Below are 17079 nucleotides of genomic sequence, written 5' to 3'. Positions count from 1 at the left end.
ATAAAAAAAACCGCCATTAGTGGCGGTTTTTTTGATGACTATGTGGAAATTGAATTCCACACTTTAGGCATTTCGCAATATTCAAATGCATCATCTTATATTCAGTAAAATGATGCTGACAAAATAATTGCTTGAAAGATCGCATAATCATAAGGCACTCCAAACATTCAGAACGTCATCTGACGCAAAAAAGCTTGCAGCTTAGTCTTTCCCAATGTCCGTAAACACATAGTAGGAAGGCTATTGTTTACTGCTGCGGTTATAAGGCACTCACAGCTAACCCTGTATTCGCTAAACATTCATGGCGTCGATTATTTTTTAGAATACTGAGTCATCATAGCTTGAATAAAAAATATGTCAAATTTCAAATATTTATTTAATTTTTTAGCTTTTTTATGGGGTGGGAGTGATGCATATTTTGTTTATGTGCATGATGGGGTCAAAAGGTAATTCGAGCACAAAAGATAAACCAGCATGCAGTAGAAGCTTTGTTGAAATAGACAGCATTATTCAATGCTGTTGCTGAATGCTTGTCTAAATTTGACTATACTCTGCATCTACATCGCATCTCACACAAGGATAGACATTCAGTGACACCGTATGATTCAGACATGGAATTAAGCGATGATGAAATGCATCTATATAGTCGTCAGATTTTGCTCGATGGTTGGGACTTAGAGGCACAAGAAAAATTAAAACTCGCTAATGTGCTGATTGTGGGTTGTGGGGGAATAGGTTGCACCACAGCCGAATTGCTCGCACGTGCAGGTGTTGGGCAAATTACCTTAATTGATGCAGACCAAATTGAAATTAGTAATTTACAGCGGCAAATTGCCTATACTGAACAGGATGTCGGTTTCTATAAGTCAGAAATTTTAGCGAGACGCTTGCGAGCAATTAATTCACATATTCGTGTGATTTCACACACAACTAAACTCGATACTGACAATGCTGATTCGTTGATTGAGCAGCAAGACTTAGTTTTAGATGGTTGTGATAACTTTAGTACACGCTATTTGGTCAATGCGATTTGTCAAAAATACCAAGTTCCCCTAATCAGTGCTTCTGCGATTGGTTTTAAAGGGCAATTGTTTATGGTTGAAGGGGATTCTGCCTGCTATGAATGTTTATTTCCTAAAGAACAGCATGCGACGGAAAGTTTACGCTGTGCGGATTCTGGTGTTCTAGCCACAACGCCGAATATTATGGCTAGCTTGCAAGCGCATCATGCCTTGTTATATTTGGGCTTGGGAGGTTCGCCTTTAAAGCAAAAGTTAATGCTTTGGGATGGACTCACGATGAAGCAAAGACTTTTAGCTTTTGAAAAAGATTTGAATTGTCCAATCTGTCAGGCAATCTAAAGCTGCACAGCTCGATTTTTTTGTTAAACTCACATCAATCATTTTTTACACCGACATTATGAAAAACAATATCTGGTTAGATGGAATACGCTCAGTCGCTCGTATGGGTGAGACTGCAGTGGTTGCAGCCAAAGCAGGCATAAAATACGCTACTGAAAAACCAAGTAACGCAAAACTCATGCGTGAAACGTTTGAATCTTTAGGTTCAACCTATATTAAATTAGGGCAGTTTATTGCCAGTACGCCATCACTTTTTCCGCGTGAATACGTGGAAGAATTTCAAGGCTGTCTTGATCAAACCCCATCATTACCATTTTCTTATGTACAACAAGTCTTGGCATCTGAATTTGCAGGTCGTGATTTAGGTGAGATTTTTGCATCTATTGATGAAACACCTTTAGCTTCAGCATCGATTGCACAAGTTCATGCAGCGAAATTGGTCACTGGTGAAAATGTCGTGATTAAAGTGCAAAAACCGGGTGTAGAAACGATTTTATATACCGACTTAAACGTATTGCACTGGTCGGCTAAAATTTTAGAAAAAGCCGTACCGAAAGTTAAATTTGCATCTTTGGCGGATATTGTTGAAGAAATTAAAACCCGCATGGTGCGTGAAGTCGATTTTATTGAAGAGGCACAAAATATTGATGATTTTGTCAATTATTTGAATGTCACACATAATAAAAATGCGGCAGCACCAAAGGTTTATCATCAATTTTCAACACGTCGTGTACTGACTATGGAACGCTTTTATGGCGTGCCATTGACTGATTTTGATGTAGTGAAAAAAGTCGCTAAAGATCCATCTCAAGTCTTGGTGACTGCTATGAATACTTGGTTTGGTAGCCTCATGATGTGTGAAAGCTTCCATGCAGACTTACATGCAGGCAACCTGATGCTGCTTGAAGATGGCCGTGTAGGTTTTATTGATTTTGGTATTGTGGGTCAATTAAAGCCTGAAGTGTGGACTGCGTGTATTGCCTTTATGGATGCGCTGCAAAATACCAATTATGCTTTGATGGCTGAAAACATGCTGAAAATGGGCATGACTGATAAAAAAATTGACACCCAAGTTTTAGCAGCCGATTTGGAACGTCTATTTAGTGGTGTATTGTTGGCAGATCCGCAAGAACTACTGACGTCAAATCCAGCAGATCTTAATGACATCATGATGGATATGGTGGGTGTGGGTGAACGTCACGGCATTCGCTTCCCACGTGATTTTGCCTTGTTATTTAAACAAATGCTGTATTTCGACCGCTTTATGCGCATTCTTGCACCATATACCGATATTTATGCAGATCAACGTATTCAGATGGTACAAACGATCGATCCGAATATGTTGCTCAAAAGTTAAGTGAATAAACACAGTTAAAATGAGTTGAGTTTTATCGCTTCAATCCTGCTTTAGAGTAGGGTTGAAGCACATGCAATTTTGAGTCATTTAGAGGAAAAGATGGACGCAATTATCATTGAAGGGTTGAAGGTGGAAACCGTGGTTGGCTGTTTCGATTGGGAACGTCAAATTATTCAGCCTTTAATGTTGGATCTCACGATTCAAAATGATTTAGAACAAGCGTCTAATTCTGACGAACTAGAAGACACACTGAATTATGCCGAAATTTGTGAAATTTCAGCAAAAGTCATTCAAGAAGCGCAACCTAAATTGATCGAACATGCAGCAAAACTGGTTATTGATGCACTTTTTTCTACCTATGCCAGTGTGGAATCTATTATGATTACCATCCGGAAGCCTGCCATTATCGCGCAAGCAAATTCTGTAGGAATTCGTCTTGAACGCCACCGAAAAGATTTTCGCCCTAGCACTGGCGAGTAATTTCAATCCCAAACAACATTTACAGCAAGTTGTTGAAACACTCAAACAATTTAATGGTGTTCAGTTTTCTTCGATTTATGTGATCCCTTGTCGAGATGGCATTGGTGCGGATTATTGGAATGCGGCGTGCCTGTTTAAAGCAAATATTGCTGTAGATGACATGTTGGCTTTACTGAAAAAAATGGAAGCTGATTCTGGTCGTATACGTCCTTCGCATCAAATTACATTAGATGTAGATTTGATTGCGTGGGGTGAGCATCTCAATGATATGCAATTTAATCCAAAAAAATTGCCTTTGGCTTTGGATGTTAAAATTCCGATGTCTGATTTGTGGCAACATCCTGCATTTGAACATGATGCTCATCCGTTCCCAGTTTTGAGCTGTCACTAAACCATTAAAAGTGTTTTGATAGTCATTTATACATATTGCTCATTTATCAATTGTTCACTCTAGAGACACTATGTTGTGATGAATCACATATGTAGCATTTCTTATTTTATAGTGATTGCTCTATCGTACAGTGTACTAAAACATGTAGTTGTTTAAGACCTATAAATTTTTGATGGATAATTTTAATTTGATGCATGGAGCTGCTGAAAATCAGCTTGCTCTGCTTGTGGCATATACGTTTTGTTATGGATTTGGATTAATCTTTACAATTAATCAATGGGTGGTATTTCTATCTTATATCTGTTTTTGAGATATCACTTGAAAGATTGATTCAGTTTAATTAATTTAAATCTAAGTTTTAAATAGAATAAGACTGGATAATTAAAATGTATATCATTGAAAATAAAATAGAAATTCCATGCAGTGCAGAACAGTTATTTGACTATGTGACTCAGCCTTGGTTATGGCATGAATGGCATCCAAATTCTATTTCAGCAACTCAAAGTACGACTGCGCTACAAGCAGGTGACACCTTTCAAGAAATGATTCGGATTAAACCGCTGGATCCTTTGCCGATGGTTCTTAATCGCCAAACAACCTATACCGTTTTAGTCAGTCAGCCGAATACGCAATGGATTGTGGAAGGGCAAACCGATAATGGTTCTTTGCGGATTGAATATAATGTTGAGTCACTTGATGAAAATCGTGTGCTCTTTAAAAGAACTTTAAGTTTTAAAGTCGAAGGGCATTTGCGCATCATTGCTAAATTTTTGGTTAAAAATATGATAAAAACATCCCTCATTGCCTTGAATCAGCTGAAGCAAAAATTTACTCAGCCTTAATTCAAGTAGAGCTAAAATATTCAAATTCAATGCTGGTGCTTTTTATATATGATTTATTGTGCGAGAACAGTTTTGCATGAGCTCAAATGCTATGATCAAGTATCAATTAAAAATGAAAGTGTACGATGAACTGGGCAGACCTGATTCAGCATTATGGCTACATTGCGATATTTATTGGCACTTTGTTTGAGGGCGAAACGGTGTTGATGTTGGGTGCCTATGCAGTTCATCAACACTTGATGAACTTCCCGATATTAATTGCCGTTGCTATGCTAGGTGGCTTTATAGGGGATCAATTTTATTTTCAGTTGGGTCGACGCTATGGTACTCAGCTAATTCAATCCAACGCCGATTATGCGCAAAAATTTGAACGCGCTAGCCAGTTTATTGAGCGTTATCCTATATTAACAATTCTATTTATGCGCTTTGCATGGGGCTTACGTACGGTACTGCCTATTTCAATTGGTATACGCAAATATCCTGTCTGGAAATACGTGCTGATCAATATTCTAGCTTGTTTTATTTGGGCGATGGTTGTGGCGACTTTGGGTTTTCAAATGAGTCATTATCTGCATTTGTTTTGGGAAAAATTACTGCCTTATCATCAAGATATTTATATCGTCATTGCAGTCATTAGTTGTATTGTCTTGTTTAAAGTGGGTTACGTACTACTGAAATGGTGGCGAAAAAACTCGAAACCTCATCTATAACGATTATACCAAGTTGTAGCGATTACAAAGCACTGGTTTGCTTCTCGTCAGTGAAAAGTATAAAGGCTAAGAAGATTGCATATAGAAGGAATACTATGGGTTTAGGTTATGGCGCTGGTGCGGCAGGTTTCCTGATTATTTGCTTTGCAATTTTGGTGTTCTTTATCGTCATTACGATTTGGTTGAGTTGGAATAACTGGTATAAAAAGCAAAAAAATCCGCCGTATAAAATGAATACAGTACTTAAAATTGGTTTATCTAGCGTACTGTGTTTCCCTTTATTTGTTGCGGTAACTTTTGGATTGATTGTAATTTCAGATCTCGGATCGGATTATGCTGAACGGCAGTATGAAAAGAAAATCTATATTCAATTGCAGCAACCTTTGCATTTTGGTGAAGTCGTACTTCCTGTAAGTACATGGATTAATCGTGATTTTGAAATAGGTTATTCAGTTGAATCTATGACCGACATTCGTCAAGGTCTAAACGCTGCACGTTTTCCACATCGTTTTAAGTTGGGGCAATATGATGTTCTTGCTTTTGAGCTACATCGAAATTTATTGATTGAACTTGCACATGATCAAGAAGTGCTGATTGAAAATGAAAAACAGATCTGTCCAGCAGGATGGTTACTTGAATTAGCTGGAGAGGGTTATCCATCTACCGAGCAACGCTATAGTTTGAATTTTGATTGGTTTACACCGAGTCAATGGAAACCTATCAACTGTTTTGATGGTGAAGGAATTATTGTATTAAAACTAGAATAATAGGCAAAAAAAAGCCTGCATGGTTGCAGGCTTTTCGTATTCGCTATTTAGTAAGTGTGCTAGAGATCATTAAATATAATAACTGGTCTTGGTCATCAGTTTAGAAATGCCTGTCATGGCAATACGAACAGGTGCAGGCAAGTCTACGCCACCTGCATTGAGTGCTGTATCACGATGATGCAGTTCATCTTCATTCATTTGAACCAATATTTTACGTGAACGCTCATCTTGTTCAGGTAACTGGCGAATATGATCTTCTAAATGGAGGCTCACTTGACGTTCAGTTTCAGCAACAAAGCCTAAACTGTATTTGTCACCTGCAATACCTGCTAGCGCACCCATACCAAAAGAAAGACCATACCAAACGGGATTGAGTAAGCTAGTATGACTGTCTAATTCTTTCAAGCGGTCTTCACACCAAGCAAGATGATCTTGTTCCTCAATTGCGGCTTGTTCCATTTCTTTACGGACATTTGGAAGTTTAGCGGTCATTGCTTGCCCATGATATAAGGCTTGAGCACAAACTTCTCCACTGTGATTAACGCGCATTAAACCTGCGACATGACGTGCTTCGCTGACAGCCAAATGGGTGCTTTCTGCTACAGATGGATTTTCACGGTGTGCGGCGGTTGCACCTGGTACCAAACTACGTAAGGCTTGATCAAAAGAATGAATAAGTTTGTCGATACCTGTGAATTGACGCATGGATTAATCCTCCAAAGAGACTTGCGTAGTTTTAAGCAAAGGTTTGATTCGTTTTAACAGCCAAATACAGAAAATGGCACTAAGTACAGCTGTGATGCAAAAAAGTATTTTAATATCAATCTGTAATACACTCAGAATGATAATTGAAAATATAGCAGAAGATACCATAAATACTGCATTTAAGATGTTATTAGCGGCAACTACTCGTGCACGATGTGAGCGAGGTGAATAAGCTTGCATCATCGCATAGAGCGGAACGATATAAAAACCACCACTAATTCCCAATAACGTCACCGCAATCATGACATGGTAATAACTCCAGCCTTGGTTAAAAACCTCAGAAAGGGTGATTAATGGACCTGTATGTTCAGGTACAAAACTTAAGCTTGCTGCTAAATAAAGCGCAAATACTGTTAAGCCTACTGCACCAATCGGCACCATTTTTATATTGACCTGACTCCCCCCAAGTCTGCGACAAAGCAGCGAGCCGACGCCGACGCCAACAGAAAAGAAAGTGAGCAATAGACTTACAACATTTTCTGAGGCATGGAGGTTTTGCTGAGTCATTTGCGGAATTTGGGTTAAATAGGTTGCGCCGTAAAACCAATACCACGAATTACCGAGTAGGATGGTGAAGACTAAAGGCAAACTTTTGGCATATTTCATGGTTTGATAACTGGTACGAAAAAAGTTCCAGTCGATTTTTAAATCTGATGCAGTCACATTTTGTTTGAGAATAAAGCGACTTGAGATATAACCCAAAATAGCAATGCTTAAGACCGTCAGACTGATCCAAGTAAGATCGCCATGTGAAGAGGCAATAACAGCACCACCTAAAATCATACCGAACAAAATAGCCATGGAGGTGCCAGATTGGAACAAAGCATTTCCAGACATGAGTTCATTTGGTTTTAAGATCTCTGGCAAGATCGCATATTTGATTGGGCCAAAGAAGGTGGAATGTGTTCCCATCATAAATAAGGCAAGTAAAAGTAACCATAAATGACCAGTGAGAAAGCCCAAACTCCCAATCAACATAATGATAATTTCTAAAACCTTAATGCCTCGGACAAGTTGTGAACGTTCAAACTTATCTGCGATCTGTCCAGCGGTCGCTGAAAATATAAAGTAGGGTAAAATAAACAATAGCGCAGCTAGATTATTGAGCGTACTTATGGGTAAAGCTTGCTGTTGAATCAGTCCATAGGTGATAACGAGTAGTAAAGCCTGTTTATACACATTGTCATTGAGCGCCCCAAAAAATTGGGTCAAAAACATAGGTAGGAAACGGCGTGTACCTAGCAGATGTTCATTGTTGTTCATAAGCGTCTTGCTTCATTAAGTTTTATTAAGAAATGTGAGTGATTGGTAAAAACTCTAAAAAAATCATGTAATATGTTTTTGAGTTTGGGGATGGCGAAAAATCAATAGATATAAGTTCTTTAGCTCATAATTTAGTTGATTTTGTCCATTACATAATGAAATTTGTTAGAGTCTGCTATGTCTGCAAAAATCAAGTTTAAAAAAACTATGCTTCATCACAGTATGGCGCACTGCATACGACAGCATCATAGCAACAAAAGCCTATATATGAGCATCTTTTTAGCTTTGTTTGCTCAGCATAGTTTCGCCCAAACCGCACAAAATAATTCAATTGAGTCGACTGATACAAAAGCAGAGATTGTCTCTGAAATCAAGAATGAGGCTGTAAAGCAGGGAATTGCGACACCTGAAGCTGTTGATAAAATTGAAAATATGCATGAACCAGATGAGTCGGTTGATAGCTTAAAAATGCTGGAAGAGCAGCAACAAGGAACTGCAAAACTAGATGTATTCAAACCGATTGAGTTTGAAGATCTAGAAAATCTACCAGTCACGCCCATTGATCAAAATATGGCGAATGAAATTTTTAAAGTTGCTGAAGATGCAAAACACCAAGCTCAAGAGTACCGTGCAACTCAGCAAAATGAAGTGGTTATTTCAGATATTACCCAACAAGAATTAGTCGAAATTAACCAAGCTCCTGTTAACGTTGAACAGTTAATGGGTGAAATTCGTTCAGATAGAGAAATTATTGCGGCACGTAATGAAGATGCCAATACTTTAAATGAGTTGAGTCTCAATGGTGTTGAAGATGATGAAGCTCCGGGCTTCTTTAAGCGTATCTTATATAAAGTTCGTCCACCTCGGCAGTTAAATACAGCGAAAGTACCCCGTATATCTGCGGATGTTGAAATCACTTCTGCCCATAACACCAGTAGTGTTTCGAGTAAGGAATATGGTGCAGCACTTGAAAATTTAAAAGCCAATATCAAAGGTAAGTTATCGAGTTTTACTCAAGAATCCTTTAGTGATTTTCCATCAGCTTTACCTCAACTAAGAACGCTGTCAAATCAAGCCGCGCAGGCAGTGGGTTTTTATCAATCTGAATTTAAGTTTGATAAAATCTCTGACAGTAAAGTTCGTGTTCTGGTTACACCAAATGCGCCTGTCGAAATTGAAAAACAAAATATCGAATTTTCAGGGCCTGGCGCAAATCAAGCGCAGTTCCAAGTCATTGGTGTATTACCTGATCAGGAAGAAGGTGACATTCTGAATCATGGTGATTATGAAACCACTAAAAATCGAATTAATGAAGCTGCGACCAATAACGGTTATTTCGATTCTTATTGGCGTCTCCATGATGTAAAAGTTGCACAACCTCAAAATACCGCAGATATTAATTTGCGCTATGAAACTGGCGAGCGTTACAAACTGGGGAACGTTGAATTTCGTATGAGTGATCCCGATGCTGAATTTCCGCTGGATCATGATATTTTGGAAAAATTGGTTACATGGGAAGATGGTGCGGATTATACCTTCTGGCGTGTGAATGGCTTAGCCAACAATTTAACCAACTCTCGATATTTTAATTACACCTTAGTGGATGCAATTCGTCCAGATCCGATTGAGAAACCTTTAGAGCTTCCACCAGATATTCAAGCACTGGTTGATCAAAATAAATTGTCTGAAAGTTCTGTCGTTGTTCAAGACAAAAAAGAAGTCGACTCTAGCAAGGAAGTGACACAGAAAGTGGTGAATGAAGATCAGTTTGCTGGTGTGAATGATCCAGAACAGTCTTCAAAACTCCGCAGCCTACAAGATACGCAAGACGCAAAACAGGAAGAACAGGAACGTTTAAAAGCGCAGGCGCGTGAAGAGAAAAAAGTCCCTGTGATTGTGACGCTCAATGCAGATAAATTAAACAGCGCTGAAATTGGTGCGGGTTTTGGCACAGATACAGGCACACGTGTACGTGGTCAGTACCGCCGTGCCATTGTGAATAAACGTGGGCATTCTTTTGATGCCAATATGGAAGTGTCAAAAATACGTCAAGCCATCGATGGGCGCTATAACATCCCTTATAACCATCCTTTAAATGATTATGTCAGTTTGGTTGGTGGTTATGAACGTGAAGAACGAAATGATGTCGGTCAAGGGGTAAATCTATTGATTGAATCTGCGGTTGCAGGTGCTGACCGTATTATTAAAAACCCTCGTGGCAGTTGGCAACATACTTTTGGTATGCGTTACCGTTTAGACCGAATTACCAATGATGGTTTAAATACCGCAACTGATATTCCAGATGCGTTCTTGGTGAATAAAAATAATGAACAGCAATCGTTATTGGTTGGTTATGAAGTTTCACGTACAGATTCAGACAAACGTGTAAACCCATCTAAAGGTTTTAAGCAAACCTATAAAGTGGAATTGGGTAGTGAAAGCCTGCTGTCAGATACTGATATGGCGATTGTAAATGCGGGGTGGCGCTTCATCTATTCATTGGGTGAAAATGACAATCATCAGTTCGTTGGGCGCAGCGATTTAGGTTATATTTTTACCAAAAACTTTGATAAAGTTCCTTATAACATTCGTTACTTTACTGGTGGTGACCAAACCATTCGTGGTTTCGATTATAAGAGCTTAGCTGCCGAAGAAAATGGCTATAAAATTGGTGGCCAAGTCCTTGCAACGGGTTCATTAGAATACAACTATCAATTTAAAGAAGGTTGGCGCGCAGCGGTATTTAGCGACTTTGGTAATGCTTACGATAAAGATTTTAATACGCCAACCGCATATAGTGCAGGTTTAGGGATTCGCTGGGCATCGCCGATTGGTCCAATTCGTTTAGACGTGGCAACTGGGCTTTCAGATGACAGTAAACCGATCCGACTACATTTCTTTATTGGCTCACAATTATAATTTTAGGTGATTAAGGTTATTTATGACTGACCACGAACAGCAGGAACCAGAAAACGAAGCGCCGGTAGAACAAAATCTACCGAAGAAGCGTCGTATTCTTCGAAGCGTCATTTTGACCTTCGTGTTTGTGCTTATCTTTTTGGTTGCTGCGTTGGCAGTAATGTTCTCTACAGATAAGGGAAGTAAATTCCTGCTCGATCGTGTGCTTGAACGTCAACAAATTATTCATTATGAATATGAAAGCGGTAACCTCTGGCGTGGCATTATTCTCAAAAATGTCTTGGTCACCTTAAAACCTGTTGATGTCAAAATTGATCGTGCCGATGTGAAGTTGGGCTGGCGTGCCATCATCAATAAAGAAATTCACCTCAATAGTGCTGATGTTAAAAATCTGCAAATTATTACCAAAGGCGAACCGAGCGATAAGCCATTTGCTTTTAGTGAAATTCGATTGCCTTTTGTTCTGCGTGTCGATCATGCAGATCTAGACCATATGCAGATTAAAACCCATAGTAGTGCTGTTGAATTCTACGATATTGAATTAAACGAAGCACTTTGGTCTGGCACGGAATTAAAGTTTAAAGATTCACGTGTAGACATGGGGTATTTATCGGTACGCAATGCTTCTGGAACGATGAAGTTTGAAGGTAAATATCCACTCGATGCAGTCGGCATAGTCAATTTACCTTCCTTAAGGGAACCGCTGAATATTCATGATATTCAAGTCGTGGCGAAGGGAAGTTTAGATACTATTCAAGCTGGTGTGGCAACACATACACCTGATTTACTGACGGGTTGGGCGGTTGTCCATCCTGTACGTAAAGATGTGCCAATGTTTGGTGCATTAAGATTTAATCAGTACAATTTGCCGTTGCTCAAAGAACAAGCGCTCTTTATTAAAAAGGGTCTGGCAAAATTTGATGGTGATATTAAACGTTTGAATCTCGATGTAAATACTGACCTTTCAGGTAAAAATATTCCTGAAGGAAAATATAATGCCATTATGCATACCGATTTGATCAATCAATTAGATATCACCAATCTTAATGGTCAAGTGATGAATGGTGCAGTTAATTTGGCTGGGATGGTGAGTTGGCAAGACCATGTGCATTGGGACGTTAAAGGTCGTTTAGATAAAATTAATCCAAAAGATAAGCTGATTCCACAAGTGATTCAGGACTTTTTGCCAGTCAGTTTAAATAGCAATATTGCTTCAAAAGGTAGCCTTGAAAAAGGATTGCACTTAACCGCATTGGTTGATTTTGATCAATATGAAACGTGGAATTTAAAACTCGATCAAAACCCTGCAAAAAATAACAAAGCACAGCCGATGCTGATGGATGTGTCTTGGAAAAATATTGATCGTGCTGTGCCATATGTGGGCTGGTTAAGCAGTGCATCGGGTGATGTACAGTTGGCGCTGACAGAAGGACAGCAAAATATTAATGTCGCAACTACGGTTTCACGCCATGAAAAAGCGACCTTGCCCGCAGGTCAATACCAAGCCAAATTAAACCTGAAAAATAATAATTTAAATGTTCCAGCATTTAGCTATATCGCAGACAAAGGTCAGTTAAAAGGTAGTGCAGTTGTAGAGTTGCCAGATAAAAAACGTATGCTGAAATGGCATGCCAATTTACAAGCTGAACATTTCAATCCACAAACCATTGTTGCAGCGGCGCCAGTAGATCAAGTGACAGGCTCTTTAAAAGCCAATGGTTATGCACGACCAAATCAACAAATTATCCAGTTAGATAACATTAATTTAACAGGGCGTTTGGCACAGCAAAATGAATTTGTACATTTAACGGGTAAGTCAACTGCAGCACTCACATTCCATGATGAGAAAAGCGGCGGTGGATTTAAAGCATTTGCTGTGAACTATGATGGCGCTTTGGATGCAAGCCAATTAGAAGCAAGTAAAGGCACTTTAAATTTCAAAGTTTCGGGTACGCCTGAGCTGATTAAGATTGATGAATTACGTCATGATGGTATCGCAGGTAAAATATCTGCCAATGGTAAAGTGAGTTTAAATAAAGCCATAGGTTGGGATATTAATGCCTCATTAGTGCGTTTTAAACCACATTATTTTGCATCAAATTTACGTGGTGAACTCTCAGGTAATTTAAGAACCAATGGTGTATGGTCAGACGCGCTGAAGCGCATTCAAATTGAACGTTTGAATTTGGCGGGTATGATCAATGGCAAGCCTGTACGTGGTCAAGGTAACTTGGCAGTGGTCATCAATTCAAATCAAAAGGGCTTTATGCCACAACAATTTGAAGCGAATAATTTGCTGTTGGCTTATGCCAATAATCAAATTCAAGCCACAGGCAATGCACAAAATTTACAGTTGAAAATTAATGCGCCTGCTTTGTATGAGCTATATCCAGGGCTGCGTGGTCGTGCCTATGGTTATTTAAATGTACAAGCCCAGCCGCGTTTACAAGCTTCTGCCAATATTGCCGTGGATGACTTTGCATTTAATAATTTATTGAGTGTGAAGAAAATCCGTATACAAGGTGAGTTACCAACCTCGGCAACTACGCCAAGTTTGCTCACTGCAACCATGGAAAATTTACGTAGCAATAACCGTGAAATTGAAAAAGGTCAGATCAACCTTGCAGGTACACGTAATGCACATGTGCTGCAAGTCAGTGCCAATAACAAGTTATCGAGATTCTATGTACAGTTGGCTGGTGGCTTTAATGCCCAAAATAATTGGTTAGGTCAAATCCAAAAAGGTGATTTTGACTCATTACGTACACATTTGGTTCAACGCCAAAATGCCTCAGTCATTTATAACACCGCACAGTCTGATTTATTCATTGGTGCACATTGTTGGATGAGTCAGCTCAGTGAACTATGTTTTGATCAACCCATTCGTGTGAATCCAAAGCGTGGTAATGTTTCATTTGTGACCAAAAACTTAGACCTAAATGATTTCGCTGCCTTCATGCCTGAAGGACTTGCGATTACAGGTAAAGTGAATGGCTATGCTAAAGCATCTTGGGCACAAGGCGCACGACCAAAAATTGACGCACGTTTGGTGACTCGTGACGGTTTATTGGGCTTATCTGCGGATGATCCACAATACCTTGCATCGACACTGAAATATGATGAAGTGGGTTTAATCGCCAAGAGCGTGGCAGATGGTTTACAAATCCGTTTAGATACTAAAGCACCTGATATTGGTACTGGTTATGCCAATATTATTATTGATCCTTATAAAGCCAATAAGCCGATCCGTGGTGAAGTTGCCTTTAACCAAGTGCAATTGAAAATCTTAAAACCATTTATTCAAGACGTACGCGCTATGGGTGGCACTTTGTCTTATGCTGGTAAAATTAGCGGAACCCTCAGTCAACCGTTAATGGATGGTGAAGTTCGAGTCAAAGACGGTTCGATTAGCATGATTTCATTACCAGTGAATTTAACCAATATTCAGTTATATTCGGCAGTGCGTCAGAACCATGCAACCATTGATGGTGCATTTAACAGTGGTCGTGGTGTCGGCAAGCTAACTGGTGATATTGACTGGAAAAATGAACCACGTATCCAGTTGCAGCTAAAAGGTTCTGAGTTACTCGTTCGTCAAGCACCGCTGATCACTGCGGTGGTTACACCAGACTTATCTTTAGATGTACAACCGATGAAGAAACGCTTGAGCCTCAGCGGCAAAATTGATGTACCTCGTGCATTAATTTCGATGCCTGAGGCTTCGCAACCTGTTGTGAACGTGTCTTCCGATGTGCGGATTGTGCACGAAGGTGATAATCAACTTGAAATTTTAAAATCTGCACGCCCTTGGGATATTCGTGCAGATGTACAAGTCAGTCTTGGTAATCAAGTGATCTTCCAAGGGTTCAACAGTCGTATTCCACTGATTGGGCGAGTCAATTTAACTCAACGTGGTCTGGAAACGGCAATGCGCGCTAACGGTGCGATTGGTGTATCACAACGTGTGAAAATCGAAGCCTATGGTCAAAGCCTAGACCTGAATCGTGCAATTGCACGTTTCAATGGTCCTTTAGCCAATCCAACACTGGATATTGATGCCAATAAATCGGTTCAAGGCAGTACGGTTGGTGTTCGTGTGACCGGTACAGCTTCAAGCCCTGCGATTCAAGTCTATAACGATGCGGGTTTATCTGAACAAGAAGCTTTAAATGCCCTAATTACAGGTCGTATTAATGAAGGTAGTTCTGGTTTAAGTCAGGCAGAAGGTTTCCGTTCTGACGTAAACAATACCATTGCTGCGGCAGGGATTAGTATGGGCTTGGGTGGTACGCGTGCATTGACCAATCAAATTGGTCGTACATTTGGTCTAAGTGGTTTGGCACTGGATGCGCAAGGAACGGGTGATGATACGCAAGTATCATTAACAGGTTATATCACGCCAGACTTGTTTATTCGTTATGGTGTAGGGGTGTTTACACCAGTGAATAAATTGACTTTACGTTACCAGATGAACCAACGTTTGTATTTGGAAGCGAGCCAATCTTTAGAGCGCGCAATCGATTTATTCTACAACTGGCGTTTCTAATCTTAAAATGAACGTCATAAAAAAACGCAATCTTCAGATTGCGTTTTTTTATATTCGACAGAATGAATTAATCCTTAAAGGTCTCATTCAACGCTTGCTGTACCGCCTCAACCCGTGACTTACAGGCTTTATAAGCAGTCATTGAATCTTCAACCAATTTCATTAGGTTATCAATGTCGGGCTCTTGCTGATCTTCTAGCAATTCTGCATTACGTTTTAAAATGTCATAACCTTCTTTAAAGCTTAAATTCTCATTCGTCATGGAGATGTACCTGTTTAGACTGAATTTCGGCAGTGATGCTGCCGTCATGCATTTCGATCTGAATTTCTTGCGCTGTATTTATGTGCTCAAGTTGAGCAACCGAGCGTATAGCTGTACCTTGGGTACGCACGATGGCATAACCTTTGGATAAAATATGTCGTGGGTTCTGTAGTAACGTTTCACGCATCAAGACTTCAATATTCTGCGCAGCATTTTTCAGTTGTAATTCTGCAAAATAAGCTAAATTATCTTTGTACTGCGTGATTAAACGATTCGACTCTTTAACCTGTGCTTGAGCAGTGGTTTGAATCATTTTAATCAGTTGATCATTTTGATTTTGATACAAACTAATCTGATGTTGAGAACGCAGCTGGATCGTTTGTAAGGCATCTAAAACATCTTGGCAGCGTTCAGCAATATGATTTCGAATTCCGCCAATCACTTTACTGGGCGTGTCGAAAGAGCGATGCGCAATTTCATCTAAAATGGTGCGGTCTTTTTCATGTCCAATCCCCACCCAAATCGGTACAGAACGTTTACATAACAAAGCCGCTAAGTCGTAATCATTTAAATAAGCCAAATCATTGACCGCACCACCACCGCGGATAATCACAATTAAATCCGGTGCCGTTGTATAGTCATTTGCCCACTGTCTTAAGCCTTGTGCTAAAGCATCTTTAATGCTTTGCGCGGCATGATTACCCTGAAAGGTCGCAGCATGATAGACAAAGTCACAAACTCCAGCTTGTTGTAGTGCATCTGCGTCTTTTTTAAAGTCACCCAAGCCTGCTGCATTTTCAGGCGCAATAACCAAAACTTTTTGGATATCAAAGGGTGTGGGTAGGCGTTGATTATGGTGCAGTAGACCTTCTTGGCTCAAACGTTCTACAATTTGTTGGTATCGACGTGCCAAATCACCCAAAGTAAAACTGGAATCAATTTCTTCAACATTGACCGAAAAACCATACTGCGGATCAAATCGTGCACGGACTTTAACCAAGACATTTAAATCACGGCGCAGTTCAATACCGCTTTCACGTTCAAATTTGCCGACAATTTTCAAAGCTGAAAATTTCCAAATCGTGGCTTTGCAACTGGCAATGACTTTGTCGCTGTCTTGTTCTTTTTCTGCAAGTTCGAGGTAGTAATGACCGCCTTTGATATTTAAATTGCGAATCTCAGCTTTCACCCACACAGAATCATCAAAAGCCACTTGAATGACTTCTTTTACCGCAGACAGGTATTCGCTCAGACTTAATTGAATATCAGGCATGATTTTTAAATGCTGGAAGATATAAAGGAATATTCATTTAAATACTAAATAAATAATCAGCAATTGCCAATGATCATTTTGGAGAATCAGTACAAACAGTAATTAAGCCAAGTATTTCTAAGAAAAACTTGGCTGTAGATGGA

13 protein-coding genes are annotated in these 17079 nt (G+C 39.6%); 9 read left to right on the top strand and 4 right to left on the bottom strand.

What is annotated here, in order from left to right:
- Positions 1-611: 611 nt before the first annotated feature.
- From B9T33_RS15220 to B9T33_RS15190, 7 genes are all read left to right on the top strand, one after another.
- A complete protein-coding gene (locus B9T33_RS15220; RefSeq protein ID WP_086179733.1) occupies positions 612-1361 on the top strand; it encodes a HesA/MoeB/ThiF family protein in 750 nt (249 codons plus the stop codon).
- Between the two features lie 58 nt (positions 1362-1419).
- Positions 1420-2718 carry an ABC1 kinase family protein gene (locus B9T33_RS15215; RefSeq protein WP_086179732.1) on the top strand — a complete coding sequence of 433 codons (1299 nt, stop codon included), beginning with the start codon at positions 1420-1422 and terminating at the stop codon, positions 2716-2718.
- A 99-nt stretch (positions 2719-2817) separates the two neighbouring features.
- Positions 2818-3198, top strand: a complete 381-nt coding sequence (folB, locus tag B9T33_RS15210; RefSeq protein ID WP_086179731.1) for a dihydroneopterin aldolase — start codon at positions 2818-2820, stop codon at positions 3196-3198.
- Positions 3155-3589, top strand: coding sequence for a 2-amino-4-hydroxy-6-hydroxymethyldihydropteridine diphosphokinase (locus tag B9T33_RS15205; RefSeq protein ID WP_086179730.1), 435 nt, complete (start codon positions 3155-3157; stop codon positions 3587-3589). Before folB ends, B9T33_RS15205 begins: the two co-directional genes overlap by 44 nt.
- A 386-nt stretch (positions 3590-3975) precedes the next feature.
- Entirely contained in the window at positions 3976-4431 is a 456-nt protein-coding gene (locus B9T33_RS15200) for an SRPBCC family protein (protein WP_086179729.1), read from the top strand.
- A 125-nt stretch (positions 4432-4556) separates the two neighbouring features.
- Positions 4557-5141 (top strand): DedA family protein, encoded by a 585-nt coding sequence (locus tag B9T33_RS15195; protein ID WP_228145848.1) that lies wholly within the window; start codon positions 4557-4559, stop codon positions 5139-5141.
- A gap of 95 nt (positions 5142-5236) precedes the next feature.
- Positions 5237-5908 (top strand): hypothetical protein, encoded by a 672-nt coding sequence (locus B9T33_RS15190; protein ID WP_086179728.1) that lies wholly within the window; start codon positions 5237-5239, stop codon positions 5906-5908.
- Between the two features lie 69 nt (positions 5909-5977).
- Here the strand turns inward: B9T33_RS15190 and coq7 are convergent, their stop codons facing one another.
- Both coq7 and B9T33_RS15180 read right to left on the bottom strand, forming a co-directional pair.
- Positions 5978-6613 (bottom strand): 2-polyprenyl-3-methyl-6-methoxy-1,4-benzoquinone monooxygenase, encoded by a 636-nt coding sequence (gene coq7, locus B9T33_RS15185; RefSeq protein ID WP_086179727.1) that lies wholly within the window; start codon positions 6611-6613, stop codon positions 5978-5980.
- 3 nt (positions 6614-6616) lie between these two features.
- Entirely contained in the window at positions 6617-7936 is a 1320-nt protein-coding gene (locus B9T33_RS15180) for an MFS transporter (RefSeq protein ID WP_086179726.1), read from the bottom strand.
- A 177-nt stretch (positions 7937-8113) separates the two neighbouring features.
- On the opposite strand from B9T33_RS15180, the gene B9T33_RS15175 reads away from it, so the two are divergent.
- A complete protein-coding gene (locus B9T33_RS15175; protein WP_086179725.1) occupies positions 8114-10855 on the top strand; it encodes an autotransporter assembly complex protein TamA in 2742 nt (913 codons plus the stop codon).
- A 22-nt stretch (positions 10856-10877) separates the two neighbouring features.
- The gene (locus tag B9T33_RS15170) at positions 10878-15401 is read left to right on the top strand and encodes a translocation/assembly module TamB domain-containing protein (protein WP_086179724.1); all 4524 of its coding nucleotides are present in this window, start codon (positions 10878-10880) and stop codon (positions 15399-15401) included.
- 67 nt (positions 15402-15468) lie between these two features.
- Here B9T33_RS15170 and xseB read toward each other — a convergent pair whose 3' ends face one another.
- Complete coding sequence (gene xseB / locus B9T33_RS15165; protein WP_086179723.1) at positions 15469-15663, bottom strand: exodeoxyribonuclease VII small subunit; 195 nt, start codon at positions 15661-15663, stop codon at positions 15469-15471.
- Positions 15653-16936 (bottom strand): exodeoxyribonuclease VII large subunit, encoded by a 1284-nt coding sequence (gene xseA / locus B9T33_RS15160; RefSeq protein ID WP_086179722.1) that lies wholly within the window; start codon positions 16934-16936, stop codon positions 15653-15655. The genes xseB and xseA overlap by 11 nt, the downstream gene beginning before the upstream one ends.
- Between the last annotated feature and the right edge of the window lie 143 nt (positions 16937-17079).

This window comes from Acinetobacter sp. ANC 5054 (assembly GCF_002135295.1).
Lineage (GTDB): Bacteria > Pseudomonadota > Gammaproteobacteria > Pseudomonadales > Moraxellaceae > Acinetobacter.
Note: the sequence above shows the minus strand (reverse complement) of the source record. Positions and strands in the feature narration are given on the sequence as shown.

Bases quoted from the DNA above. Each gene is read 5' to 3' on its own strand.
- B9T33_RS15200 (WP_086179729.1), top strand. From the start codon at position 3,976: ATGTATATCATTGAAAATAAAATAGAAATTCCATGCAGTGCAGAACAG.
- B9T33_RS15170 (WP_086179724.1), top strand. From the start codon at position 10,878: ATGACTGACCACGAACAGCAGGAACCAGAAAACGAAGCGCCGGTAGAA.
- B9T33_RS15190 (WP_086179728.1), top strand. From the start codon at position 5,237: ATGGGTTTAGGTTATGGCGCTGGTGCGGCAGGTTTCCTGATTATTTGC.
- folB (WP_086179731.1), top strand. From the start codon at position 2,818: ATGGACGCAATTATCATTGAAGGGTTGAAGGTGGAAACCGTGGTTGGC.
- xseA (WP_086179722.1), bottom strand. From the start codon at position 16,936: ATGCCTGATATTCAATTAAGTCTGAGCGAATACCTGTCTGCGGTAAAA.
- coq7 (WP_086179727.1), bottom strand. From the start codon at position 6,613: ATGCGTCAATTCACAGGTATCGACAAACTTATTCATTCTTTTGATCAA.
- B9T33_RS15215 (WP_086179732.1), top strand. From the start codon at position 1,420: ATGAAAAACAATATCTGGTTAGATGGAATACGCTCAGTCGCTCGTATG.
- B9T33_RS15195 (WP_228145848.1), top strand. From the start codon at position 4,557: ATGAACTGGGCAGACCTGATTCAGCATTATGGCTACATTGCGATATTT.
- B9T33_RS15175 (WP_086179725.1), top strand. From the start codon at position 8,114: ATGTCTGCAAAAATCAAGTTTAAAAAAACTATGCTTCATCACAGTATG.
- B9T33_RS15220 (WP_086179733.1), top strand. From the start codon at position 612: ATGGAATTAAGCGATGATGAAATGCATCTATATAGTCGTCAGATTTTG.
- xseB (WP_086179723.1), bottom strand. From the start codon at position 15,663: ATGACGAATGAGAATTTAAGCTTTAAAGAAGGTTATGACATTTTAAAA.
- B9T33_RS15180 (WP_086179726.1), bottom strand. From the start codon at position 7,936: ATGAACAACAATGAACATCTGCTAGGTACACGCCGTTTCCTACCTATG.